General features: G+C 66.6%; 21 protein-coding genes. 6 read left to right on the top strand and 15 right to left on the bottom strand.

Translation table 11 applies throughout. The features are described from left to right. Nucleotides 1–5: 5 nt before the first annotated feature. On the bottom strand, nucleotides 6–2,165 hold the full coding sequence (locus BM002_RS17110) for a transglycosylase domain-containing protein (protein ID WP_092784199.1): 2,160 nt from the start codon (nucleotides 2,163–2,165) through the stop codon (nucleotides 6–8). Nucleotides 2,166–2,446: 281 nt separating this feature from the next. Between BM002_RS17110 and BM002_RS17115 the strand changes: the two genes are divergently transcribed. Both BM002_RS17115 and BM002_RS17120 read left to right on the top strand, forming a co-directional pair. Beyond that, nucleotides 2,447–2,785 (top strand): P-II family nitrogen regulator, encoded by a 339-nt coding sequence (locus tag BM002_RS17115; protein WP_092784202.1) that lies wholly within the window; start codon nucleotides 2,447–2,449, stop codon nucleotides 2,783–2,785. 25 nt (nucleotides 2,786–2,810) lie between these two features. Then, complete coding sequence (locus tag BM002_RS17120; RefSeq protein WP_092784337.1) at nucleotides 2,811–4,127, top strand: ammonium transporter; 1,317 nt, start codon at nucleotides 2,811–2,813, stop codon at nucleotides 4,125–4,127. A gap of 150 nt (nucleotides 4,128–4,277) precedes the next feature. Here BM002_RS17120 and BM002_RS17125 read toward each other — a convergent pair whose 3' ends face one another. Genes BM002_RS17125 through gstA form a run of 3 tightly spaced genes read right to left on the bottom strand, consistent with a single transcriptional unit; the run spans nucleotide 4,278 to nucleotide 5,491 of the window. Continuing rightward, nucleotides 4,278–4,499 (bottom strand): tautomerase family protein, encoded by a 222-nt coding sequence (locus BM002_RS17125; protein ID WP_092784205.1) that lies wholly within the window; start codon nucleotides 4,497–4,499, stop codon nucleotides 4,278–4,280. A gap of 3 nt (nucleotides 4,500–4,502) precedes the next feature. After that, the gene (locus BM002_RS17130; RefSeq protein WP_092784208.1) at nucleotides 4,503–4,883 is read right to left on the bottom strand and encodes a nuclear transport factor 2 family protein; all 381 of its coding nucleotides are present in this window, start codon (nucleotides 4,881–4,883) and stop codon (nucleotides 4,503–4,505) included. Further along, complete coding sequence (gene gstA / locus BM002_RS17135; protein WP_092784211.1) at nucleotides 4,883–5,491, bottom strand: glutathione transferase GstA; 609 nt, start codon at nucleotides 5,489–5,491, stop codon at nucleotides 4,883–4,885. Before gstA ends, BM002_RS17130 begins: the two co-directional genes overlap by 1 nt. 137 nt (nucleotides 5,492–5,628) lie before the next feature. Between gstA and BM002_RS17140 the strand changes: the two genes are divergently transcribed. Next, entirely contained in the window at nucleotides 5,629–5,967 is a 339-nt protein-coding gene (locus BM002_RS17140) for a winged helix-turn-helix transcriptional regulator (protein WP_245749308.1), read from the top strand. Nucleotides 5,968–6,056: 89 nt separating this feature from the next. Here the strand turns inward: BM002_RS17140 and trxA are convergent, their stop codons facing one another. From trxA to regB, 8 genes are read right to left on the bottom strand one after another with little or no spacing between them, the layout of a single operon-like run. Then, nucleotides 6,057–6,377 carry a thioredoxin gene (gene trxA, locus BM002_RS17145; protein WP_092784217.1) on the bottom strand — a complete coding sequence of 107 codons (321 nt, stop codon included), beginning with the start codon at nucleotides 6,375–6,377 and terminating at the stop codon, nucleotides 6,057–6,059. A 42-nt stretch (nucleotides 6,378–6,419) separates the two neighbouring features. Next, nucleotides 6,420–9,764 (bottom strand): double-strand break repair helicase AddA, encoded by a 3,345-nt coding sequence (gene addA, locus BM002_RS17150; protein ID WP_092784220.1) that lies wholly within the window; start codon nucleotides 9,762–9,764, stop codon nucleotides 6,420–6,422. Further along, a complete protein-coding gene (gene addB, locus BM002_RS17155) occupies nucleotides 9,761–12,697 on the bottom strand; it encodes a double-strand break repair protein AddB (protein ID WP_092784222.1) in 2,937 nt (978 codons plus the stop codon). The genes addA and addB overlap by 4 nt, the downstream gene beginning before the upstream one ends. Further along, entirely contained in the window at nucleotides 12,694–13,365 is a 672-nt protein-coding gene (locus BM002_RS17160; protein ID WP_092784225.1) for a nucleotidyltransferase family protein, read from the bottom strand. The genes addB and BM002_RS17160 overlap by 4 nt, the downstream gene beginning before the upstream one ends. Then, nucleotides 13,362–14,384, bottom strand: a complete 1,023-nt coding sequence (locus tag BM002_RS17165; RefSeq protein ID WP_175484950.1) for an aminoglycoside phosphotransferase family protein — start codon at nucleotides 14,382–14,384, stop codon at nucleotides 13,362–13,364. The genes BM002_RS17160 and BM002_RS17165 overlap by 4 nt, the downstream gene beginning before the upstream one ends. Then, on the bottom strand, nucleotides 14,381–14,872 hold the full coding sequence (gene tsaE, locus BM002_RS17170; protein WP_092784231.1) for a tRNA (adenosine(37)-N6)-threonylcarbamoyltransferase complex ATPase subunit type 1 TsaE: 492 nt from the start codon (nucleotides 14,870–14,872) through the stop codon (nucleotides 14,381–14,383). The genes BM002_RS17165 and tsaE overlap by 4 nt, the downstream gene beginning before the upstream one ends. Before the next feature lie 54 nt (nucleotides 14,873–14,926). Beyond that, the gene (locus BM002_RS17175) at nucleotides 14,927–16,504 is read right to left on the bottom strand and encodes a PAS-domain containing protein (protein WP_092784234.1); all 1,578 of its coding nucleotides are present in this window, start codon (nucleotides 16,502–16,504) and stop codon (nucleotides 14,927–14,929) included. 54 nt (nucleotides 16,505–16,558) lie between these two features. Continuing rightward, nucleotides 16,559–17,944 carry a sensor histidine kinase RegB gene (gene regB / locus BM002_RS17180; RefSeq protein WP_092784237.1) on the bottom strand — a complete coding sequence of 462 codons (1,386 nt, stop codon included), beginning with the start codon at nucleotides 17,942–17,944 and terminating at the stop codon, nucleotides 16,559–16,561. 79 nt (nucleotides 17,945–18,023) lie between these two features. Here regB and BM002_RS17185 point away from each other — a divergent pair, with 79 nt between their 5' ends. The 3 genes from BM002_RS17185 (at nucleotide 18,024) to BM002_RS17195 (ending at nucleotide 20,569) form a co-directional block, all read left to right on the top strand. After that, nucleotides 18,024–18,575 carry an ActR/PrrA/RegA family redox response regulator transcription factor gene (locus BM002_RS17185; RefSeq protein ID WP_092784240.1) on the top strand — a complete coding sequence of 184 codons (552 nt, stop codon included), beginning with the start codon at nucleotides 18,024–18,026 and terminating at the stop codon, nucleotides 18,573–18,575. A 62-nt stretch (nucleotides 18,576–18,637) separates the two neighbouring features. After that, complete coding sequence (locus BM002_RS17190) at nucleotides 18,638–18,970, top strand: hypothetical protein (protein WP_139212409.1); 333 nt, start codon at nucleotides 18,638–18,640, stop codon at nucleotides 18,968–18,970. Between the two features lie 42 nt (nucleotides 18,971–19,012). After that, a complete protein-coding gene (locus BM002_RS17195; RefSeq protein ID WP_092784246.1) occupies nucleotides 19,013–20,569 on the top strand; it encodes a hypothetical protein in 1,557 nt (518 codons plus the stop codon). Here BM002_RS17195 and BM002_RS17200 read toward each other — a convergent pair. The 3 genes from BM002_RS17200 to BM002_RS17210 are packed head-to-tail and all read right to left on the bottom strand — an operon-like array spanning nucleotide 20,566 to nucleotide 21,845. Then, nucleotides 20,566–20,952 carry a putative signal transducing protein gene (locus tag BM002_RS17200; RefSeq protein ID WP_092784249.1) on the bottom strand — a complete coding sequence of 129 codons (387 nt, stop codon included), beginning with the start codon at nucleotides 20,950–20,952 and terminating at the stop codon, nucleotides 20,566–20,568. The genes BM002_RS17195 and BM002_RS17200 overlap by 4 nt on opposite strands. Further along, nucleotides 20,949–21,434 carry a cupin domain-containing protein gene (locus BM002_RS17205; RefSeq protein WP_092784252.1) on the bottom strand — a complete coding sequence of 162 codons (486 nt, stop codon included), beginning with the start codon at nucleotides 21,432–21,434 and terminating at the stop codon, nucleotides 20,949–20,951. The genes BM002_RS17200 and BM002_RS17205 overlap by 4 nt, the downstream gene beginning before the upstream one ends. A 12-nt stretch (nucleotides 21,435–21,446) precedes the next feature. Further along, nucleotides 21,447–21,845, bottom strand: coding sequence for a DUF2177 family protein (locus BM002_RS17210; protein ID WP_092784255.1), 399 nt, complete (start codon nucleotides 21,843–21,845; stop codon nucleotides 21,447–21,449). Between the last annotated feature and the right edge of the window lie 23 nt (nucleotides 21,846–21,868).

Raw genomic sequence — 21,868 nt, forward strand, 5'->3', positions numbered from 1 at the left:
TTGCGTCAGTTTCGGCGGAAGATCCCGCCGAGCACGTCCAGAAGGATCCGCTCGGCAAGATCGGGTTCGTCGACGGGGGCGGGGGTCGGGTTGGGTTGCTGGACGACTTGCGGCTGTGGTGCGGGGCGGATGGTGGCCGGATCGATCATCGGCAGGGGCCGGATCGGACGCCCGGCATGCACGCGAACCATGGTTTCGCGCCAGATATCCGCGGGCAATCCGCCCCCGGTGACCCCGCGCAGGGGCGTGTTGTCATCGTTGCCCATCCAGACGCCGGCGACGAAATCCCCGGTGAAGCCGATGAACCAGGCGTCGCGGGCGGCCTGCGTGGTGCCGGTCTTGCCGGCGGCAGGCCGACCGTCGGGGAGTTTGGCGCGCTGGCCGGTCCCATCCTCGATCACGCGGGACATCATGTAGACCAGCTGGCGGGCCGCACCCTCCTGAATGACGCGTTCGCCCAGACCGCTGTCCTGTTCCAGAAGCGGGTCACGCTCACCGCGCAGGGTCAGCGCCGTCAGGCCATAGGGCGTGACGCTCGTCCCGCCATTCAGGATGCCGGCATAGGCTCCGGTCATTTCCAGCAGGGTGGATTCGCTGACGCCCAGGGCCAGCGCGGGTCCGGCGGCCAGGTCGCTGGCGATGCCGAACTGTGTGGCCACGTTGCGCACGATGTCGCGGCCGACGTTTTCCGAAAGGCGGACCGTCGCGGCGTTGAGCGACCGGGACAAGGCCTCGGTCAGGGTCACCTCGCCGTAGAAGCGGTTCGTGTAGTTGGAGGGCGAATAGGTGCCCGATCCTGGAACCTGAATGGCAAGCTGGCTGTCGAGGATGCGCGAGTCGAACGTCCACCCCAGGTCGAGCGCCGCGGCATAGACGAAGGGTTTGAAACTGGATCCGGTCTGGCGAACCGCCTGAATGGCGCGGTTGAACTGGCCCCCGCCGCGCGTATCGCGCCCGCCGACCATCGCGCGCACGGCGCCATCCGCACTCATCACGACAATGGCGGCCTGCGCATCCGAGCCTTCGCGGACCTTGGTTTCGAAGATGTAGGCCAGCGCGTCTTCGGCGGCCTTCTGGATGTCCTGATCCAGCGTGGTGCGGACGATGACATCCTCGGTCGTCTCGTTCGTCAGGAAATCGGGGCCGTCGGCCATCACCCAATCGGCGAAATATCCGCCGGTGTTCTGTCCGGCGGCGGGCGACAGCGTCGCGGGCGTCTCCATCGCCTGGGTGAACATCGCGCTGTTCAAAAGGCCCTGGTCACGCATCAGCCGCAGAACCGTGCGGGCCCGGTCCTGCGCGCGCTCCAGGTTGTTGGTGGGCGCATAGTAGGACGGAGCCGGGAGGAGGCCGGACAGCATCGCGGCTTCGGGCGGGGTCAATTCGGCCACGGACTTGCCGAAGTAGCGTTGGCTGGCCGCCGCAAAGCCCCGCGCACCGGCGCCCAGATAGGCGCGGTTCAGGTAGATCGCCAGGATCTCGTCCTTGGAGAACTTCAGCTCCAGCGCCATGGCATAGGGGATTTCCTTGATCTTGCGCCAGACGGACCCGCGGCGGCAATCGGCCTCGAAATCGGCTTCGGATTGGCCGGTGCGCGGGTCCCAGTCGACGCCGAGGCACAGAAGTTTCGCGACCTGCTGCGTGATGGTCGAGCCACCCGAGCCGGAAAACGGGCTGCGTCCAGCGCGGATGTTGGTGCGCATGGCCCCGGCGATGCCGCGCGGACTGACGCCGAAGTGGCTGTAGAACCGCTTGTCCTCGGAGGCGACGACGGCGTTGGCCAGATGGGGCGACACCTGGTCGAGCATGACCAGACCGCCGTAGTTGTCGCCGCGCCAGGCAAAGGTCTCGTCGTTGCGGTCACGCAACGTGACGGACCCGCGGGCCCGCCCGTCCGCCAGCGTCGCCAGATCGGGAATGCGCGTGTAGTTGTAGAGTGTCGCCGCCACGAGGAGCGCCGCCACGATAAAGGCCCCACGCCAGGACAGGGCCCAGATCACACGCAACAGAATGCGGAACGGCCAGAACAGCCAGTAGAACAGACCCCGCCGCGCAGCACGCGGTTTCGCCGCACGCCGTTTCGGGGTCTTGGCCGCCCCTGCGCGAGGTGGCGGCGTCGTCTTGCGCTTGTCGGCCACAAGACGGGACCTGGTGGGTTTAGCCATGTCTGCTCATCCCTCTCTCGGGGTTCACTGTCCCTCTGATGGGGGTTGGGGGCAAGATAAGCATAGCTGAGTCGATTGTGGAGCCCGAACCGTAAATCCTTCGCATTTGCAGCATCCACGAAATGCACAAATTTTAGGCTATGCCTGAAAAAGAGGCGCAATTTGCAGCAATCGCCGGGAAGGGGGTGTCTTTCAATCGCCCATTCGTTGCGCAGCCCCGCGGCGGTTCGTGATCTGCCCGCATCAGTCCGTTCATCGGGCGTCAAGACAAGGGGACCCTCGTGAAACTCATCATTGCAGCGATCAAGCCGTTCAAGCTCGAGGAGGTCCGCGAGGCGCTGACCACATTGGGCGTGCGCGGCATGATGGTAACCGAAATCAAGGGCTTCGGCAGTCAGTCGGGCCACACCGAGATCTATCGCGGTGCCGAATATGCGGTGAATTTCGTGCCCAAGGTCAAACTCGAGATCGTGGTGCCCTCCACCATGGCCGACCAGGTGGTCGAAACCATCGCGACCACCGCCAAGACCGACAAGATCGGCGACGGCAAGATCTTCGTTCTCGACGTGCAGCAGGCCATCCGGGTCCGCACCGGCGAGATGAACGACGACGCCATTTGAACGAATACACAGGGGAATGAACCACATGAAACTCCGCTCTACCCTCGCGCTTGGCGCCGCGCTCGCGGCTCTGCCCATGGTGGCCGCCGCGCAGGATGTCGAATTCGCGGCCGCACCTGACACGGCCTATATCCTCAACACGCTGCTCTTCCTGATCGGGGGCTTCCTCGTCTTCTGGATGGCCGCCGGTTTCGCCATGCTGGAGGCGGGTCTCGTTCGTTCCAAGAACGTGGCGATGCAGCTGACCAAGAACATCGCGCTCTTTTCCATCGCGTCGATCATGTACTGGCTCGTCGGCTACAACATCATGTACCCGGGCGACGGCAACTGGATCATTGAAGGCTACTTCGGCACCTTCGCCCTCAAGGCGCTGGACGATGTCGGTGGCGCCGATCTGGCGACCGGCTATTCCGCTGCCTCGGACTTCTTCTTCCAGCTGATGTTCGTGGCCACCACGGCCTCCATCGTGTCGGGCACGCTGGCCGAGCGGATCAAGCTCTGGCCGTTCCTGATCTTCACTGTCGTTCTGACCGCCTTCATCTATCCGGTCGAGGCATCCTGGCAGTGGGGTGGCGGCTGGCTGTCGGAAGCGGGCTTCAGCGATTTCGCAGGCTCGACCCTCGTGCACGCCGCGGGCGGTTTTGCGGCCCTCGCCGGTGCAATCATCCTGGGCCCGCGTCTGGGCAAATACACCAAGGATGGCCGGACCGTTCCGATGCCCGGCTCCAACCTCGCCCTCGCGACCCTGGGTACGTTCATCCTGTGGCTGGGTTGGTTCGGCTTCAACGGCGGCTCGCAGCTGGCCATGGGCACCATCGGTGATGTGACCGACATCAGCCGCATCTTCGCCAACACCAACATGGCCGCCGCAGCGGGTGCAGTCACCGCGCTGATCCTGACGCAGGTGATGTACAAGAAGGCCGACCTGACCATGGTCCTGAACGGTGCGCTGGCGGGCCTCGTGTCCATCACCGCGGGGCCGCTTGACCCGACGCTTTTCGGGGCGCTCTGGATCGGTGCGGTCGGCGGCGTGATCGTGGTCTTCGCGGTCCCGATGCTCGACAAGCTCAAGATCGACGACGTGGTCGGTGCCATCCCGGTGCACCTGATCGCGGGCTTCTGGGGGACGCTCGTGGTTCCGGTCTATACCGAAGGCACAAGCTTCGGGACGCAGATCCTGGGCTTCGTCTCCATCGGTGCCTTCGTGTTCATCACCAGCCTCGTCGTCTGGTCGATCCTGAAGGTTCTGGGCGGGATCCGCGTCAGCGAGGAAGCCGAAATCAACGGTCTCGACATGGCCGAACTGGGGATGGAAGCCTATCCCGAATTCTCGCGCGGCTGACCCTCCCTCGATCCGTGCGAAACATGCCCCCGGCCGCGAAAGTGGCCGGGGGCTTTGCGTTTCGTGGCCTTGTCGGATGCCCGAGGGACGGGGCCGCCGCTCAGTTGTGCCGACCGGGCGATCGGGTCATCTCGGTGAACAGGACAACTGTCAGGATGCGGCTTTGCGGTAGTCCGAGACGGGAAGCCCGCCAATTCCCCAATCCGCCAGGTCAACCTCTTCGATGACGACGAATGTCGTGGCGGGGCTCTTGCCCAGGACGTCTTGCAACAGGGCGGTCACCCCCGCGATCAGATGCGCCTTGTCCTCAGGACCGGGACCGGTGCCGTCGGGACCGCCCTCGCGGGTGATCTTGATATTCACGTAAGGCATGGGTCAGCCTCGCTCGGGAACATAGGCAAAGACCTTGGAGATGATCCGCCAATCCCGGCCCTGACGAACGAGGGTCAGGTGATCCAGATAGCGCCGCCCCATCATCGACATGGCGGCGGTGACATGGGCCAGCCTCGGGCTTGCGAAACTCATCTCGAGGATTGCCTCCTGTCGCGGTTCGTTGCGTGCAGCGGGGCCTTCGCGTTCATCGATCCGGGCCATGTAGGTTTCCAAGTCTAGATATATCTCATCCCCCTCGGTCGCGCAGACATAGGCGAGCCTTGGGTGGAACACATCGCGCAAACGGGCGCTGTCCGCATGATAGAGGCCGTCGAAATAGGCAGATATCAAACCGCCGACCTCTGCGAAATCATCCACCGACATCAGAGCAAGCCCTCGGCGCGCATGGCCCTTTGCACGCTTGGCCGGGCCGCGATGCGCGCCATGTATCCGGCAAGATGCGGCCAGTCCGCAAGGTCGATCTCCTTGAAGTTCGCCCAGTTCGCGACGACGAACAGATAAACATCTGCCACGGTGAATTGTCCCTCGACCAGGGTGGGGCGACCATCCGCCAGGATGTTTTCAATGACATCGAAGTTGCGGATCACGGCACTGCGCGCCCGGGCGATCTCGGCCGCGTCGGCGGTGTCCTTGAACATCGGCGCAAAGGCCTTGTGCAGTTCGGACGACACGAACACCAAGTGCTCGATCGTCCGGGCGCGCGCCATCGTGCCGACGGCTGGCATGAGCCCGGCGTCCAGATAGGTGTCGGCCACGAACTGAAGGATCGCCGGTCCTTCGGTCAGGATATCGCCGGTGTCGAGCTGCAACGCCGGGACATAGCCCTTGGGATTTACGGTCGTGTAGTCGACGCCGCTTTCGGTGCGTCCGGCCATGTCGCTGACCGCGTCGATGTCGAACGAAACCCCGCTTTCGATCAGGGCGATATGACTGGCGAGCGAGCAGGCGCCGGGTTTGTAGAACAGCTTCATCTTTCGATCCTTCCAATTGCCGATAGGGGCGGCGATCAGATGTCAGCTTGAGTTTCGCCTGACAATTAGGTATCGAATAGTAACCTCGATTTTCGAGTTACTTTCCAGAAACCTGGTCACCTTTCATGTCCTTGAAGATGCGAAAAAATCAGAGTGTCGCGCCTCCCGAACCCTGCATGCTGTCCGAGTGCATGGCGGTGATCTCGGGGGCCTGGGCTCCGAACGTGATCTGGTCCCTGCGGGCCGGGCCGCGCCGGTTCAGCGAGTTGCGGGCGGACATCCCGCCGATCTCGGCCAAGGTGTTGTCGACGCGGTTGAGCGAGTTGGAACAGAAGGCGGTCCTCACGCGACATGTCCGCCGCACGTCACCGCCGTCGACCGAATATCGGCTGACCCCCTTGGGGGCAGAGCTTTTGCCGGCGCTGGACGCGATCGTGCAGGTCGGTCACCGCCTCAAGGCCAAGCGTTCGGGCTGAAGCATCCGAGAGGTCCCGTTCCGCGCAATAGCAAAGGCCCGGTCGAACAAACGACCGGGCCTGGAATATCCGTCTCGATAGGGCGAAGATCAGACGGCGCTGTCGATCCAGTCTTTCAGCGCGGCCTTCGGGGCGGCGCCGATCTTCTGGTCCACGGCCTCGCCGCCCTTGAACAGGAACAGCGCCGGGATGCCGCGCACGCCCATGGCGGCGGGGCTGGACGGGTTCTCGTCGACGTTGACCTTCACGATCTTGACCCGGCCGTCATACTCGGCCGACAGCTCCTCGAGCGCGGGGCCGATCTGTTTGCACGGGCCACACCATTCGGCCCAGAAATCGACGATGACCGGGATGTCGGACTGCTTGACCACCTCGTCGAAGGTGGCGTCGGTGGCGGCGATGGTGGCCATGGGATTCTCCGTCGGTTTTGCGTCAAGCGCGGGAGGTGGAAGCTATGCAGGCGGCCGCACCGGGTCAATGGCTGCGTCGAATCCGGTCACGAGTTCGTGCGGAAGCGGCATGAGCCGCGGCCCCGCCGTCCAGAGGATCGCCGCATCGATCCGGTGGTCGGGCCAGATCGCCCGCGCGGCGGCAACGTAAGCGCCCATCTGGTTTCGCAACCCACCCGGCAGAGCCTGCGCCGTGTCGGGCAGCACGCGGTTCGATTTGAAATCGACGATCAGCACGCGGTCGTCCCCGACGATGACGCGGTCCATCGTGCCGAAGATGGCCGGACGGTCGGCGGTCGCGGGCAGGGCAAAGGGAACCTCGGCCAGTGTGCCCGGGGCGAAGATATGCGCAAGCTCCGAGGCCTCAAGCACGGCGCGCGCCTCGGCCAGCAGGGCCGCGGCATCATCGGTGGAGCGCAGGATCGCGCGGGCCATCCGGTCCCAGTGGTCCGGCGCATGGTTCGGCAGATGCTCCAGCAGGGCATGAAGGGCCGTGCCCCGGCGCAGCGCCGCCTCGGTATCGTCGCCCATGTCTCCGGGCAGGGCCTTGGGGCCGGGCAAGGCCGACGGTGCGATGCGCGCGGCCACCTTGTCGGGGGCGGGAACCGGTGTTTCCAACCATTCGGGCCGGTCGGGAACGGGGAAGTCCGTTTCGGTGTCGCGCGGCATCGCGGACCAGTCGCCCGACTCGATCCGCAGACCCGTCCCGGTCGGGAAGTCGTGCGGTTCGGCCCCGACGTTCTTCATGCCCTCGTTGATCATGCCGTACCAGCTGTCACCCGGTTCCTTTCCCAAATCGCCTGCGGCCCCGACAATCAGCCAGCTCTCTGCCCGCGTCAGCGCCACATACAGAAGGCGGTGGCGTTCCGCCCGCTCGGCTGTTTCGGAGGCTTCATTCATGGCGTGGACGGCAGGCGACCATCCCGCCTTGGTCGGCAGCCAGACAGGCGTGTCGTCCTCCAGCCTGCGAACCCCCTTGGCGCCCTCGATCTTGCGAGACATCGTTTCGGGCAGGATGACGACGGGTGCCTCCAGACCCTTGGCCCCGTGGACCGTCATCACCCGGATGGAGCCAGAGGCCCCCTGCCGTTTTACGTCCACATCCGCCGAGGCGAGCCAGCCGAGAAAGCCGAACAGACTGGGCGTTTCAAGCTGTTCATAGGCCAGCGCCTGGCCCAGCAGGGCATCGATGGCCTCTGCCGATTCCGCGCCCAGACGGGCCAGCAGCCGCCTGCGCCCATCATGCCGGATCAGGATCCGCTGGAGCATTTCGTGGGGGCGCAGCACATCCGACACCCGAAGCAGATCGGCCAGCATCTCGATGGCCTGCGGGTCGCTTTCACCGTGCCGAAGCGCGTCCCAAAGCCGCCCCTTGCGCCCGTGGGCCAGAGCGAACAGCCCCTCTTCGGTGGTGTTGCACAACGGCGACCGCAGGACCGTGGCCAGCGACAGGTCGTCGTCGGGGGTCGCGGTCCAGGTCAGCGCGGCGATCAGGTCCTTGACCGCAAGGTCGCTCGACAGCTTGAGCCTGTCGGCACCGGCAAGGTTCAGACCCCGCGCCTTGCAGGCGCGAATGATGTGATAGAACAGCTTGTTGCGCCGTTGGAGCAGGATCAGGATGTCGCCCGCGACGATGGGCCGTCGTGCATCGCCGGTGCCGATGGCCGTGCCGCTGCGGATCATGTCGTCGATGGCATTGGCCACATGGTCCGCCAGAACGACATCCGCATCGTTGGACGCGGGACGATCCATGGGCTCGAACCACTCGCGGTCTTCCTTGTCGTCCTTTTCCTTCGGGATCGCAGGCCAGAGATCGACGCGTCCGGGCCTGTCCTGAAAGAACGCGATGTGTTCCGGGGCCGGGCCAAGGCCGCTGTCCTCGGCAAAGACTGCATCGACCAGTTTCAGGATGATGGGCGAGGACCGGAAGGAATAGAGCAGGGCGTGGTCGCGCAATTGCGGGCCGTTCTTCGGGAGCATGGCCCCGAAGGCCAGGCGGATCGCCTCGAACGCCTTCAGATCGGCGCCCTGGAAGCCATAGATCGATTGTTTGCGATCCCCGACCACGAAGAGGGTCCGGCGGACGTCTTCCCGTGCGCCAAGACCGGCGGCGAATTCGGCGGCCAGCCTGGTGATGACCTCCCATTGGCCGGGCGAGGTGTCCTGCGCTTCGTCCACCAGAATGTGGTCGATGCCGCCATCCAGCTTGAACAGAACCCATTGCGCCATGTCGGAGGTCGACAGAAGCCGCTGCGCCCCCGCGATCTGATCGTCGAAGTCGAGCCATCCCCGCGCCGTCTTGCGCGCCTCCACCTCGGCCACGAAAGCGGGGGCAAAGGCGTGCAGGGCCTTGGTCTGGGCAAGCGTTTCAAAGGCGCCGATGTGCATGCGACCCTTTAAGACCCTCTGCACCAAGGAGTTGAATCGTTCGACAAGCGGGCCAAACTCTCCGGCTTGGACAGCTTTTGGCCATCTGCCTGTCTTGCGCGGACTGCCGTCCGAATTGAGGCAGGCCGCTGTCAAAAGATCCAACCGCTCTGTCGCATCGGCTTTGCAGATCAGTTCGAATTGCCGCGCGACATTTTCGACCGACTTGCCCGGTGCGGACTTGGCAAGCTCCATGAATTCAGTCAGCAAATGTAGAGTTTGCTCGCCGACCAAGTCGGCAAGAGCGGCCTCGGGACTGTCATGGATAATCCCCAGACGGTCTCGCAGTTCGGCGTCCGACAGCGCCGGGATCGCGCCCCGCAGTCGGGCCACGGCCTCCAGGAATTTCGACGGCTCACTGTCGGTCAGGCGGCTGGCGATGCCATCGACCAGCGCTTGCCGTTCCGGATCGGCGGCCATGTCGTCCAGGACTTCGGCGTGCAGACGTGCCTTGGCGGTGTCGTCCATCTCGCTGAAGGTCGGCGTCACGCCTGCCTCCAGCGGGAACCGCCGCAGGAGCGAGGCGCAGAAGGCATGGATCGTCTGGATCTTCAGGCCGCCCGGAGTCTCGATGGCACGGGCAAAGAGGGTCCGGGCGCGGCGAAGCTGTTCGGGCGGGATCGTCCCGCGCGCCGCACCCAGTCGGGTTATCTCCCGGCGCAGATCATCGTCGGACAGCATGGCCCATTGCCCAAGCCGCTTGAACAGGCGGTTCTGCATCTCGCCCGCGGCGGCCTTGGTATAGGTCAGGCAGAGGATCCGCTCGGGCGCCGCGCCATCCAGCAAGAGCCATGCCACCCGGTCGGTCAGGACCCGCGTCTTGCCCGATCCGGCATTGGCCGCCAGCCAGACCGACCCTTCGGGGTTGGCCGCGTCGATCTGCGCGCGGGTGGCGGCGTCGGGGGTGAAGGCGTCGGTCATTGGCCCACCGGTATGACACGGGCGGACTGCGTGTCGTCCCATTCGCCAAAGCGCGAGAGCTGATCGTAGTCGCCGACGTAGGTCAGCAGATCCGGGGCAAGCCGCGCGATGAACGGTTGCCCCTCGGCGTAGCGGCCGATCAGCTTGAGAAAGTCGGCCCGTGTCCGGGCGATGGCCTCGGGTCCGAAGTCTTCGGGCGAGGTTTCGGCGTATCGGGTCCCGACGGTCAGATAGGCGACCTCGTCCACGCGGCGTTGCGCGATACCGGCGAAGCCCCCGTCCTCGACCATCATCGCCTCGAGCAGCAGCTGTTTGGCGAACTGCCTTTGTTGCCGGCCGGCCGGCGCCGTGCCGGTCTTGTAGTCATAGATGGCGACGGCGTCGCCCAGGTCGTCGATGCGGTCGGCCCGCGCGGTCAGCACAAGGCCCAGGCTGTTGATTGTCAGTTTGCCCGTGTCCTCGAGGTGCAGGGGCCGCCCCTTGGCCCGTCTCTCGGCCTCTGCCGCAAGGAAGTCGGCGGCGGCGCGGTCGAACTTGCCCAGCCAGAGCCTGCGCGGCCCGGGCCAGGGCGCGATGTCGGCCAAGGCCTGCTCCAGGGTCGCGCGCAGGATGGCGTCGGCATTCTCGGGCAGGGTGTCGGGCACCGCCCGGGCAAAGCGCTCCATCGCCTCGTGGACGATCTCGCCGCGCAGACGCGCATCGGGGCCTTGCCGCAGGGCGGGCAGGGCGCGCAGGCGCAGGAAATTCTCGGCATAGATCGCATAGGGGTCGCGGATCAGCCGCTCGACGCCGGTCACCGAAATCCGCTCCAGTTTGATGCCGCGGGGCAGGCGCGGAGCCGGTCGGGGCGCGCGCGCGGTCGGATGGCGGGCGTCCGGCCGATCCAGCAGGGCCGCCGTCGCCAGCCACCTGTCGCCCCGCGCGACCATTCCGGCCAGCGCCGCCTCGCCGTGCGGACCGATCCCGCCGAGCAATCCCTCGATCCGGTTGAGCCAGCGGGACGGCACGGTGTCGGCCTCGGCGCTGCGCACGGCGCGCGACAGCCAGACCTCGGCCCCCGACGCGGCCTGCTGAAAATCATGGGCCGACAGGCCGGTGGAGCGATCCGGCAGACGGAGCCCGCAGGCCCGGCGCATCGCCCGGTTCAGCCAGGGGTCGGGTGCGGGTTGCCCGGGCCAGACATCGTCGTTGAGCCCGCCCAGGATCACCAGGTCAGCGCTGCGGACCCGCGCCTCGAGCGCGCCCCAGATCATGACCTCGGGATGCGGGGAGAACGTCTCGCGGACCTCTTCGCCCGACAGGAGGGCGTGCAGGATGCGCGCATAATCCCGTGCGGTGATCGCCGTCTCGCCCCGATGCGGCGCAGCGTCGATCATGCGGTCGAGCATCTGGCGCGCGGCGCGGCCCGCCGCGTCCGACCACAGGGCCCCGGCCTCGTCGGCGCTGCCCCGGGTCAGGGCTTCGGCCAGCTCGAGGTGCGATGTCACGTGGTCGATCAGGGGCGCGCTGTCCGGTTGTGCCGCGACCGCGTCGAGCATGTCGGCCAGCCATTCCGTCCAGGCGTCGTTCAGGCGCGGCTTTTCGGGGTCGTTCAGCCAGGCGGTCAGCGCGGCGCGGTCGGGGAAGGCCAGCGGTTTGGCCCGGATCAACTCGATCTCGACCTCCCGCAGGCGGGTCAGGTGGTCGGCCCGACCCCGGCCCGAATGCGTAAGGGGATGGGACATCAGGATGACCAGCGGCTCGGCCTCGACCGGCTGGCCCCGCATCTCGGCCAATTGCAGAAGGAAGCGCCCCGGCGACGTCTGGCCCAGGGGGATACCGGCGGAGTCGTCCGGAATGATACGCCACCGGTCGAGTTGGGCCGCGACCTGCCGTGACAGCGCCCGGTCCGGCGTGATGAGCGCGGCGCGCTTGCCCTGTGCCAGGGCGGCGCGCAGACCGGCGGCGATCGTGGCGGCCTCTGCGCCCGGAGACGGGGCACGGAGCAACGTGATCCCGGCGCAGGCCTCGGCGACGCCGGGCAACTCCGGCCCCTCGGCGCGCCAGGCATCCGTCGCGGGCGCAGGACGCAGGGCCAGCGAGATCAGCGCATTGCGGGCCGGGACCGCCGGGGCCCGTTCGGACCAACGCGGCACCTCGCTTCGGGTTCGTCCCAAAGCCGCAAGCAAGGCCGCGTGCCGGTACTGCGGATGGTCCTGATGCCCTGCCTCTTCGGTCAGTGCCTGCCATGCTTCTTCGGGCATGTCGGTGTCGAGGCCGGGCAGGATGACCACACCCGAAGGCAGATCGAGGACATGCCGGATCAGCGCCCGCGTCGGTGTCCGCGATGCCGTCGATCCCGCGATGATGACGGGGTCCTGCGGCGGGTTGCGTTCCCACCCGGCGACCAATCGGTCGAGGGCCAGGCCCTGCGCTGCCGCCTCTGTGAGGTTCCCATCCCTGGCGGACCAACCGGTGACGATCCGCAGGAACCGGAGCGACCGCTCCCAATGGGTCGACATGTCCGACACATCCAGCGCATCGAAGGCGGAGGGGTCCATCTCCTCCTCCTGCAACTCGTCGAGCAGGTTCGCCAGGCTCCCCGCCAGATCGAAGGCGGCGGCGCGGGGCGACAGCCCGGGTTCCTTCGCCAGAAGCAGATCGACCAGTTGGGTCAGGCGCAGGCGTGTGGCCAGCGACGAGATATCCGCCACGGGCGCCTCTCCCGGGGCCAGCAGGGGGGCCAGTTGCGATACCAGTCCGATCCTGGGCAGCAACGTCGCCCCGCGCGAGGCAAGCGCCGCTTCCGTGCGGCGGGCCATCCGGCTTGTGTTGGTCAGCAGGGTCACGCGCGCCATGGCCTGCGGCGTGCTGCCGGTCAGGCGGGCGTGCAGACCGTCGGCCAGCGCAGCGCTGAAATCGACGCCCATGGGTTCGGCAAAAAGACCCTTCATGGTGCCTGCGCCAGCATGGCTTCGGCTTCGGCGATCCCGCCCGGGGTGCCGACATCGGCCCAGTGCCCGGGATGCTCCACCCCGAACAGGCGACCCCGGTCGAGCATCTCGAACCACAGATCGCGGAGGGAAAAGACCTGCCTCGGGTCGCGCAGCAAACCCTCGGGCTTCACGATGCCCGTACCGGTATAGACCATCCCGCCCGTATCCCGCACCAGCCGACTGTCTCCGTCCATGGCAAAGGAGCCGCCCGCCTGACCGACGGCCCGCGCCGATGGCACCAGAAGCAGCAGGCCGTCCATATGCGTCGGATCCCATGCCGCCGTGAGCGTGTCGCGGGCGCGCGGACCGGTCCAGCAGGCATCGGCATTCATCGTCAGGACCGGACCCTTGCCCAGATGCGGCAAAGCGTTGCGCAGGCCCCCGCCGGTCTCCAGAAGAACCGGCGTTTCCCGCAGCAGGGTCACGTCGCGGCCCGCCAGATGCGCGGCGAGCGCGTCTGCGAAATGATGGGCGTTCACGATCGTGGGGCCAGGGCCCGCGACCTGCTCCAGCGCGTGATCGATCAGGGCGCGCCCGGCCACCTGGACCAGAGCCTTGGGGCGGTCGTCGGTCAGCGGCCGCATCCGCGTGCCCAGACCGGCTGCAAAGACCATCGTGCCGATCATTCGGTGCCCGCATGGGCCCGGCCCGCCAATGTGCCCGCGCGGGCCATCTTGTCGGCGATCCAGTCGGCGTCGGGTTCGGGCAAAAGGCCATCCAGAACCCCGCGCAAGTCCGTCAATGCCGGGTGGCGCAGTTCGCGTTGCAGCGCGACCCAGGTCGGCGGGATGAACCGCAGGTAGGAGGTGCGGCCCGAGTGCAGGCAGAGCCGGGTGAAGACGCGCCCGATGATCCGCAGGGACCGCTGGACCGAACAGACGGCGATGCGGGCGGCGACCTCGTCGGGGTCAGCCTGCGTCGCGCCAAGATAGGCCCGAACGGCCGCCTCTGCCGATGCGTTCGACACGGACCGGCGCGGATCATGGATGAGCGAGGCAAGGTCGTATTCGCCGGGGCCCGTCATCGCATCCTGGAAATCCAGCAGGCCGATGCGCCGGACGCCCGCGCGGTCCGGCATCCAAAGCAGGTTTTCGGCATGGTAGTCGCGGTGGACCAGAACGTCCGGCCCGGTCAGGGTGGCGTCGATGGCGGCCTGCATGGCATCGCGGATCGCCGGGCGATGCGCGCGGGCCTCGGGCGCGTACCAGTCGACGACCGTGGCGGCCAAATCGGCCATCTGGTCGGGGTAATGCCGCAGGGTCGGCGGCGTATGACGATGGATTTCGGTCAGGACATCCGTGGCGGCGGCATAGAGCACCGGCGCATCGGCGGGCCAGGCGTCGGCATGGCGTGCCACCAGATCGTCGCCCAGGTCCTCCAGCAGCAGAAAGCCCGCATCCGCGTCGCGGGCCAGAACCGCGGGCGCCGAAAGGCCACAGCCGGTCAGCCAGTCACCGATGGCAAGGAAGGGCCGGACGTCCTCGCCCGTCTCTGGTGGCGCGTCCATCAGGATCGCGCGGTCGCCCGCGCGCGCCAGCCGGATGTAGCGGCGCAGCGAGGCATCGCCGGGCAAGGGGTCGCGGCGGGCACCGGCCCACCCCGCATCGCTCAGGAATTGGTCGATCAGGTCCTTGCGGTCCGTCATGCGGGCGTCCCTTCGAAGGCCGGGGCGAGGCGGGCCAGCATCGGCATCGGCGCGGTCAGCATGAGTGCCCGGCTGTCGTCGCCGGTGACCGCCATCGTGACCGTCGCGGCGTTCGCGGGGGTCGCGGCGCCCAGACGTTCCGGCCATTCGATCAGGCAGATCGCCGTCTCGAAGGCGTCGTCGAGCCCCAGTTCGATCACTTCGGACGGATCGCCGAGGCGATAGAGATCGGCGTGCCAGACCTCGACCGGGCCGACATCATAGGTCTGGATCAGGGTGAAGGTCGGTGAGGGGACATCCTCGGGTGGCAGGTCCGCCAAGTCCCGCAGGGCGCCGATCACGGCCCGCGCCAGGGCCGTCTTCCCCGCGCCGACCGGGCCGTTCAGCAAAAGGGTGTCACCGCCACGTAGACAGGGCGCCAGAGACCTGGCGAAAGCCTCGGTCTCGGCGGGGGACGTCAGGGTCCGGGTCAGGCACGCGGCGGTCATGCTGCACGGTTAGACGCCCGGGCCACCGCCCCGCAAGGGGCGCGCGGCGGTTTCTCAGGCGCGGAGGGCCTGCTGCGGTCCGTGCGGACTCTGACGGTGGACGGTGCGGGACGCCAACTGGAAGCTCAGGCTCAACCGACCGCCCGCAAGCGGCGAAATGCGCAGGTCCAGCGGGCGGCCATCCTGCAGGCGCAGTGCCTCGGTCCAGTCGGCACGTTCCTTGTCGGGATCGCGGTGAAAGCTGCGCAGGTCGGCCCAGGCGTCGGTCGGCTCGGACAAGGCGCTCCAGAAGGCAAGGCAGCCGTCCAGAGAGGCCGGAAGGATCGCGTCGGCGGCCCCGTTGAACCACATATCGCGCGCTGCATCGTTCGCGACGATGGTCTTCCCGTCGTGGTCGAAGATGATGACCGCTTCGCTCAGTGTATCGAGCACGGTCGTCAGGATCGTCCGGTCCGCGCGCTGCCGCCGCGCGGCTTCGATATCGGCGGTGATGTCCTCCAGCAGGACGGTCACGGCCCCGTCGCCCTGGGGCTGACCGGTCATGCGGAAGGTCCGGCCATCGGGCAGCGCCCATGTTTCGACATGCGCGGCGTCATCGTCGGCCGAGCCGAGCTTGACGAAGGCGTCACGCCAGGCGCGGTAGTCCCGAGGCTCGGCCATCCGTTTTGCCTGGCGCAGTGCATCGAAGAATTCGGTCAGTTTCGGACGCCGCGTGAGCCAGGCTGCGTCAAGGCCGGTCATGTCGATGAGCGCGGGGTTGAACAACACCAGGTCGCCCGCATGATCGAAGATGGCGAGGCCGTTCGGCAGGAAGGCGAAACTACGCGTCAGGGTCTGGATGAAGTTGCGCAGCGTTTCCTCGGCCGCGATGACGACATTCATGGATTGCGCGTGCAGGTGCCGAAGACCGTTCGCGTCCGCAGGTTGGACGACCACTTCGAACCAATGCTCTGCGCCGGCCCTGCACACAAGCTTCCGGCGGAATTTGGTCTGGCCACCCGCGTCGAATGTCGGGAAGAGCGTGTGGATGGGCCAGCCCCGGGCGACCTCGCTGCCCGAACAGGTCTCGACCATCTTCAGATAGCGATCATTGCACCAGACGACATCGCCTTGGGGGTTGACCACCCACGCCAGGGTCGGGCTGCTGTCGTTGGACCGGGACAGCACGTCGACCTCTTCCTCCATGGCGCGCAGGCTTGCGAGATCGACCCGCATGGAGCTGCTTTGCCGAGAGGCCGCGGTGACGGTGATCCGGATGTCGCGACCCTCCTGGATGCCGATGACAAGAATGCGGTCGACGCCGAACAGACCTTCCAGCCGGAAGGGGCGACCCATGTGCCGGAGGGCGGCAAAGGCTTCGGGGATTGTCGGGTTTACGTCCGTCAAGACCTCGGCCAGTTCGTCCCAGGCCTTCAGGTGGTCGATCGGATCCTCGAGCAGGAATCCCACGGTCCCCGAATGTTCCGTCAGATACCCTTCGCGGAAGGTAAACCAGCGCGGCTCCGACAGATGCTCGCCTATCTGGGGGGTCGGCCGGTCGGCGGGGGCGAACCACAAGACAAGGTGCAGTGCGATCACTGCTGTCGCCAAGCCTGCCAAGAGTGGCCAGAGCAATTGGATGGTGTCGATCATGGCTCACTGTCCGTCTGGATCAGGTGACCATGCGGCAATTTGGTTAAGGGGGTGTTAACGGCGCGAGATTTCGGAGGCGACGTCAAAAGGCAGGTTCTCGCCCAGGCCTTCGCGGAGCGGGGCTTCGATCGTGTTGCGGGTCCAATGCACCTCGGCGATGGCTCCGCCACGTTTCGGGGGGCGGTTCCGTCCACTTTGTGATCCGTTGAAGAAGGCGATGGTCGCGCCGGTCCGCTCCAGCAGGGTCTTCGAGATGAATAGCCCCAGACCCATGCCCTCGTATCCCTGGCGCCGCCGGTTTCGCAGGAACGGGTCCCCCAATCGCGACAGCACGTCCGCAGGATATCCCGGCCCGTCGTCGATGACCCGCACGACCACGGCTTCGGTGGACCAGCGGCCCTCGATCCAGATTTCGGTCTCGGCGAAATCCACGGCGTTTTGGATCAGGTTGCGCAGGCCGTGGATCACTTCGGGCGTGCGGCGCAGACCGGGTCCGGTGCCTTGCTGCCCGTCGAGCGGCGCGGTGTCGTAACGGATGGTGATGCCACGGTCGGCATGGGGTTCGGCGGCTTCGCGCAGGATCGCTTCCAGCGGGGCACTGCTGACCTGGCGGTCGCGTTTCCCGATCCGGCCCATGGAGCGCAGGATATCGCGGCAGCGGTCGGCCTGGGACCGGATCAGCATGACATCCTCGTGCAGGTCGGGCCGGTCGGCCAGTTCCTCGGCCAATTCGGACGATACGAGTTTTATCGTTGCCAGCGGCGTGCCCAGCTCATGCGCCGCCGCCGCGACGACGCCGCCCAGATCGTGGAGCTTCTGTTCCCGGGCCAGCGCGGTCTGTGTCGCCAGCAGCGCATTTGACATCCGCTCGGTCTCCAGCGTCAGCCGATAGGCAAAGCCCGCAAGAAATAGCGTGCCGATGACGATGGCCGCCCAGAACCCCATCAGGAAAATCGGCGGCAGGGTCAGGGTCGAGCCATCCGCCAGTTCGAGGGGCATGTGATACCCGCCAAGGAAGGTGATGAGCGCGACGGCGATCACCCCAAGGGTCAGGGTCGACCGCAGCGATAGCGCGGTCGCGGAGCTGGTGACCGGGGCCAGGAACAGCAGGGCGAACGGATTGTTGAGACCCCCGGTCAGGAACAGGAGCGCCGCAAGTTGTGCCAGGTCGAAGAGCAGGAAGAAGAAGGCGGCGCGGTCCGACAGCCGGGTGCTGGTGGGATAGATCACGGTGGCCAGCACGTTGGCGGCGACGGCGAAACCGATGACGACGAGACAAAGGAGAAGCTGCACCGACATCGTCAGCGCCAGGCTGGTCAGCACGACCGTGGTGGTCTGGCCGACGATGGCGAGCCAGCGCAGGTTGATCAGGGTCTGGAGGCGGACCTGCGGATGCGTTGTCTCGGGGGGCAGGAGGCCCGCGTTTCCGGTGTTTGGCATGGGGATTGCCTTAGTGGGATTTGACCGTTTGAGCTAGCGCCATATCTTGAACGTCACAAGATCACGCCAGGAGAGCGACATGAACCAGCAGTTGCCGGAAATCGGACCCGACAAGTCCCTGTTGCTTGTCGACGACGACGAGCCGTTCCTGCGTCGGCTGGAACGCGCGATGGAGAAGCGCGGCTTCGAGGTCGAGGCGGCGGGCTCCGTCGCCGAGGGCATCGCCAAGGCGACCGCGCGGCCCGCGGCCTATGCTGTGGTCGACCTGCGGCTGGAGGATGGCAACGGTCTGGATGTGGTTGAAAGGCTTCGCGAAAAGCGGCCCGATGCGCGCATCGTCGTGCTGACCGGATACGGCGCGATCGCGACGGCGGTGGCGGCGGTGAAGATCGGGGCGACGGATTATCTGTCGAAGCCTGCGGATGCCAATGACATCATGAATGCCCTGCTTTGCCTGCCCGAGGAACTGCCGCCGCCGCCGGAGAATCCGATGTCTGCGGACCGGGTCCGGTGGGAGCATATCCAGCGGGTCTATGAGCTGTGCGACCGGAATGTGAGCGAGACGGCGCGGCGGTTGAACATGCATCGCCGGACGCTGCAACGCATCCTGGCTAAGCGGTCACCCCGTTGAAAACACGCGGGAAACAGGGTGTCACCCCCGGTGCACCCCCTGTACACCCCCTGTACATACGTTTGTACATTTCCCTTGCTCTGGTCGCTGCTCTGGCGTCCTGTCAGTCGGTTGCGACTCCGGCCGCCGAGGCGGTGTCGGGGTTGACGCTTGTCCCTGCGTCGGACGGGCTGGACGTGGTCGGGTCGGGCGGGCGGCAGATCGGGTTCGGTCGCGACATCGCGGGCGTGCTGGAAAGCGTGGCCCGGGTCGAGGGGCGCCCCCCGCGCGCGGTCGATTGCGCCCCGGGCATGCAGGCCTTCGCGACAAGGGACTCGGTCCGGCTGAATTTCTCCGGGGGCAAATTCGTCGGATGGGATACGGTCGCGGCAAGCGCGGGGCGGACCTGCGCCTGACGGGAATTGCACGGCGGCGCGGGGCTGGCCTAGGGTCACGGCATGGCGGTCCTTCCCTTTTTCAACGCGACGGCGATATGGCGCAGCGGACAGTTTCCCAAGCCGTGGTCCGGAGAGCGGGTGTCGATCCATGACCGGCTTTTCGCCCTGCGGGAGGCCGGCACCAATCTGAATGACCTTGAGGTCGAGGAAGAGGGGGACGATCCTCGCAAGATCCGGTTTGCGGCGGGGATGCTCGACAACGTCTTGGGCGGTTCGACGGATGGTGCCCGAGAGGTCGACGCGGCATTGCGTCGGGTTCTGGCACATCCGACGAAGGGTCGGATCAAGGATTTCGTCGACCTTCTGAACACGCACAGAACCATCGGACTGGTCGACGATGTGACGGAGAGGGTCATGGCCGATCCGCCCGATCTGCAGAAGCTGGGCCGGTTTGCGCAATGGCTGGCCAAAGACTGCCCGATGGCGGAGCCGGCGAAATTCGGGCTGGCCATGATCGGTTTGATCGAGGGAAGCGATACCGGAGTCCTTCGGCTTTTTGCGGGGCATGAAGAGTTCAGCAAGTTCGCGGTGATCGCGCTGGGTCGGCTGTTGCCCGAGGCGGAGGCGCGTCCGCTGCTCGAGGCGGCGGCGCGTGACCTGAACGGGTGGGGTCGGATCGATCTTGTCGAACGGCTGGCTGCGGGCGGCGACGCCGACTGGCGCAGGTGGCTGGTCCGGGAGGGATATCAAAACGCGATCATGTACGAATATCTGGCCTGTCTCGCGGCACGGGAGGGCGATCTGGCGGGGCAGTTGCGCGACATGGCGGGGGCGGACACGGCCCTTCTGGACGGGGCGGGGGATATCCTGCGCGCCTTGAGTTGCGGGGGTCCGGCAGAGGAGATGGTGGATTATGCCGAGGGCGCGTCGGCCTCGGTTCTGTGGCTGGAGGCGATCGGGCGTGCGCCCCTGTCCCTGCGCCACGGGGCCTGCGCCATTGGGCTGCGACGCGGTGTCGAAGGCTATGGGTGGACGGCAGAGGACGGGGCCCGCGTGACGGGTCTTGTGGCGGCGTATCTGGCGCGTGAGGGATTGGCCGATCTTGTGCGCGCGGCGCTGACCGGGGCGGACGAGGGCGCGAACTGGGATGCGCGGCAGGTCGGGCCTGAGGTCGGGGTGGATGTCTGGCAGATCGTGTTCGACCGGCAGATGGCCGAGCCGGAGCGGTCGGACTGGTTCGCCTTGATGACGACGAAGGACGCGGAGCGGGTGGCGAAGGTCGTCGATCTGGCTCTGGTGCAATTGCCGCTGGAGGACCTTGAGACCGGGCCCGCCGATGAAATGGGGTTCGGGCCGGATTGGAAGGATCATTCGGCGCTGGACTACATCGTGCAGGAATTGCGGCATTTCCCGGGGCTTGGCTGGCCCCTGATCGCGGTCGCCCTGCGCAGCCCGGTGACGCGGAACCGGAACATGGCCTGCAAGGCCCTGGCGGCATGGGAGCGGGGAACATGGCCTGAGGCGGCGCTGCCCCTGCTGCGGCAGGCACGGGCGGAGGAGCCCAACGCGAATACGGCAGACCAGATGGAGGCGTTGTTCCGGCCCGCCGTGCCCTAGTCTTTCGGCCTGTCGTTCAGGAACAGCCCCTTGATCGGGCGGGACACGCCGCCGAGCCAGAAGAAGAACACCTCCTTGAAGCGGCCCAGAACCCCTAGGGGGCGGGCGATGTCGGCTGTGTCGTCGTAGGGCTGGGGCAGGTCGGCGGGATCGATCTTGATACCCTTGGCATCGATTGCGGCGAGCAGGTCGCGGGCATCCGGCGCGTCATGGTCGGGGACCATGATGGGCACGCCGCCGAATGCCAGGCTCATGTGCGGGACGACCGAATTTGTGTGGCGACCGGGCGTCAGCACCATGAACCCCGCCCCTTCGAGTGCTGTGACGGCCAGCGAGATGTCGGTGGCGTCGTGGCCTGTCGCGATGCGGGTGAAGCCGTTCAACCCTTGGCCCCGGCATTCGGGTGCGACAGGGCGGCGTGATCGACGATGTCCCAGGGCAGGCCCGCATTGCGGAAGAGGCGTTTGCCCAGGCGGGGATAGTCGGTCACGTCGTGGGGCAGGCGCTGGCCCATCACCAGAAGGGTCAGCGGTCCGTCGCCGGTGTTGACGATGGTATGGCCCAGGCCCCGGGCGCGGTAGCCGATGAAGTCGCCCGGGCCGATGGCATGATCGTCGTCACCGATGGTGGCGGTGGCCTGCCCCGACAGGACGAAGATCGCCTCGTCCTCGTGGTGGTGGACGTGGTATTCGGTGGTCTCGGCCCCCGGCGCCACGGTGATCACGTGGACGCCGAGGCCGGCGAGGCCGGTCGCGTCGCCGAGCGACTTGTTCACCCGGGTGGCGGCGGGGTTGAGGTAGTGGGTCTTGGACAGCCCCTCCATCGCGGCGATGTCGGCGGCGCGGAGCAGGTAGGTGTCGGTCATGTGCTGCGCCCTCTAGGTCCAGGTCTTGACGGCCCACACACCCAGGGCCGCCGTGCCGCCGGTCAGGATCGCGCCCCAGGTGGTATCGGCGGCGACCATGGTCCAGCTCCAGTTCTTCATGATCGACATGCTGGTGAATTCATAGGTGCCATAGGCCATCGCGCCCAGGATCGCGCCGTTGATGGCCGCCTGAGAGACCGAGCCTTCGCGCAGGGCGGGCAGGGAGACGAGCCAGATCAGGCCCGCGACATAGAACAGGTAGAAGACGGCGGCGGGCGCAAGGCTTATGGGGGAGCGGATCATGTCGCCGATGTGCCGCTCGAACAGCGGTTTCATGACGTTGGTCAGCATGATGGCATCAATGACCAGAAAGGCGACGACAGTGATGCCGTAGAGAATGACGGGTTGCATGGGGACCTCGTGGCTTGTTCGGC

Source organism: Jannaschia pohangensis (assembly GCF_900113875.1).
Lineage (GTDB): Bacteria > Pseudomonadota > Alphaproteobacteria > Rhodobacterales > Rhodobacteraceae > Jannaschia > Jannaschia pohangensis.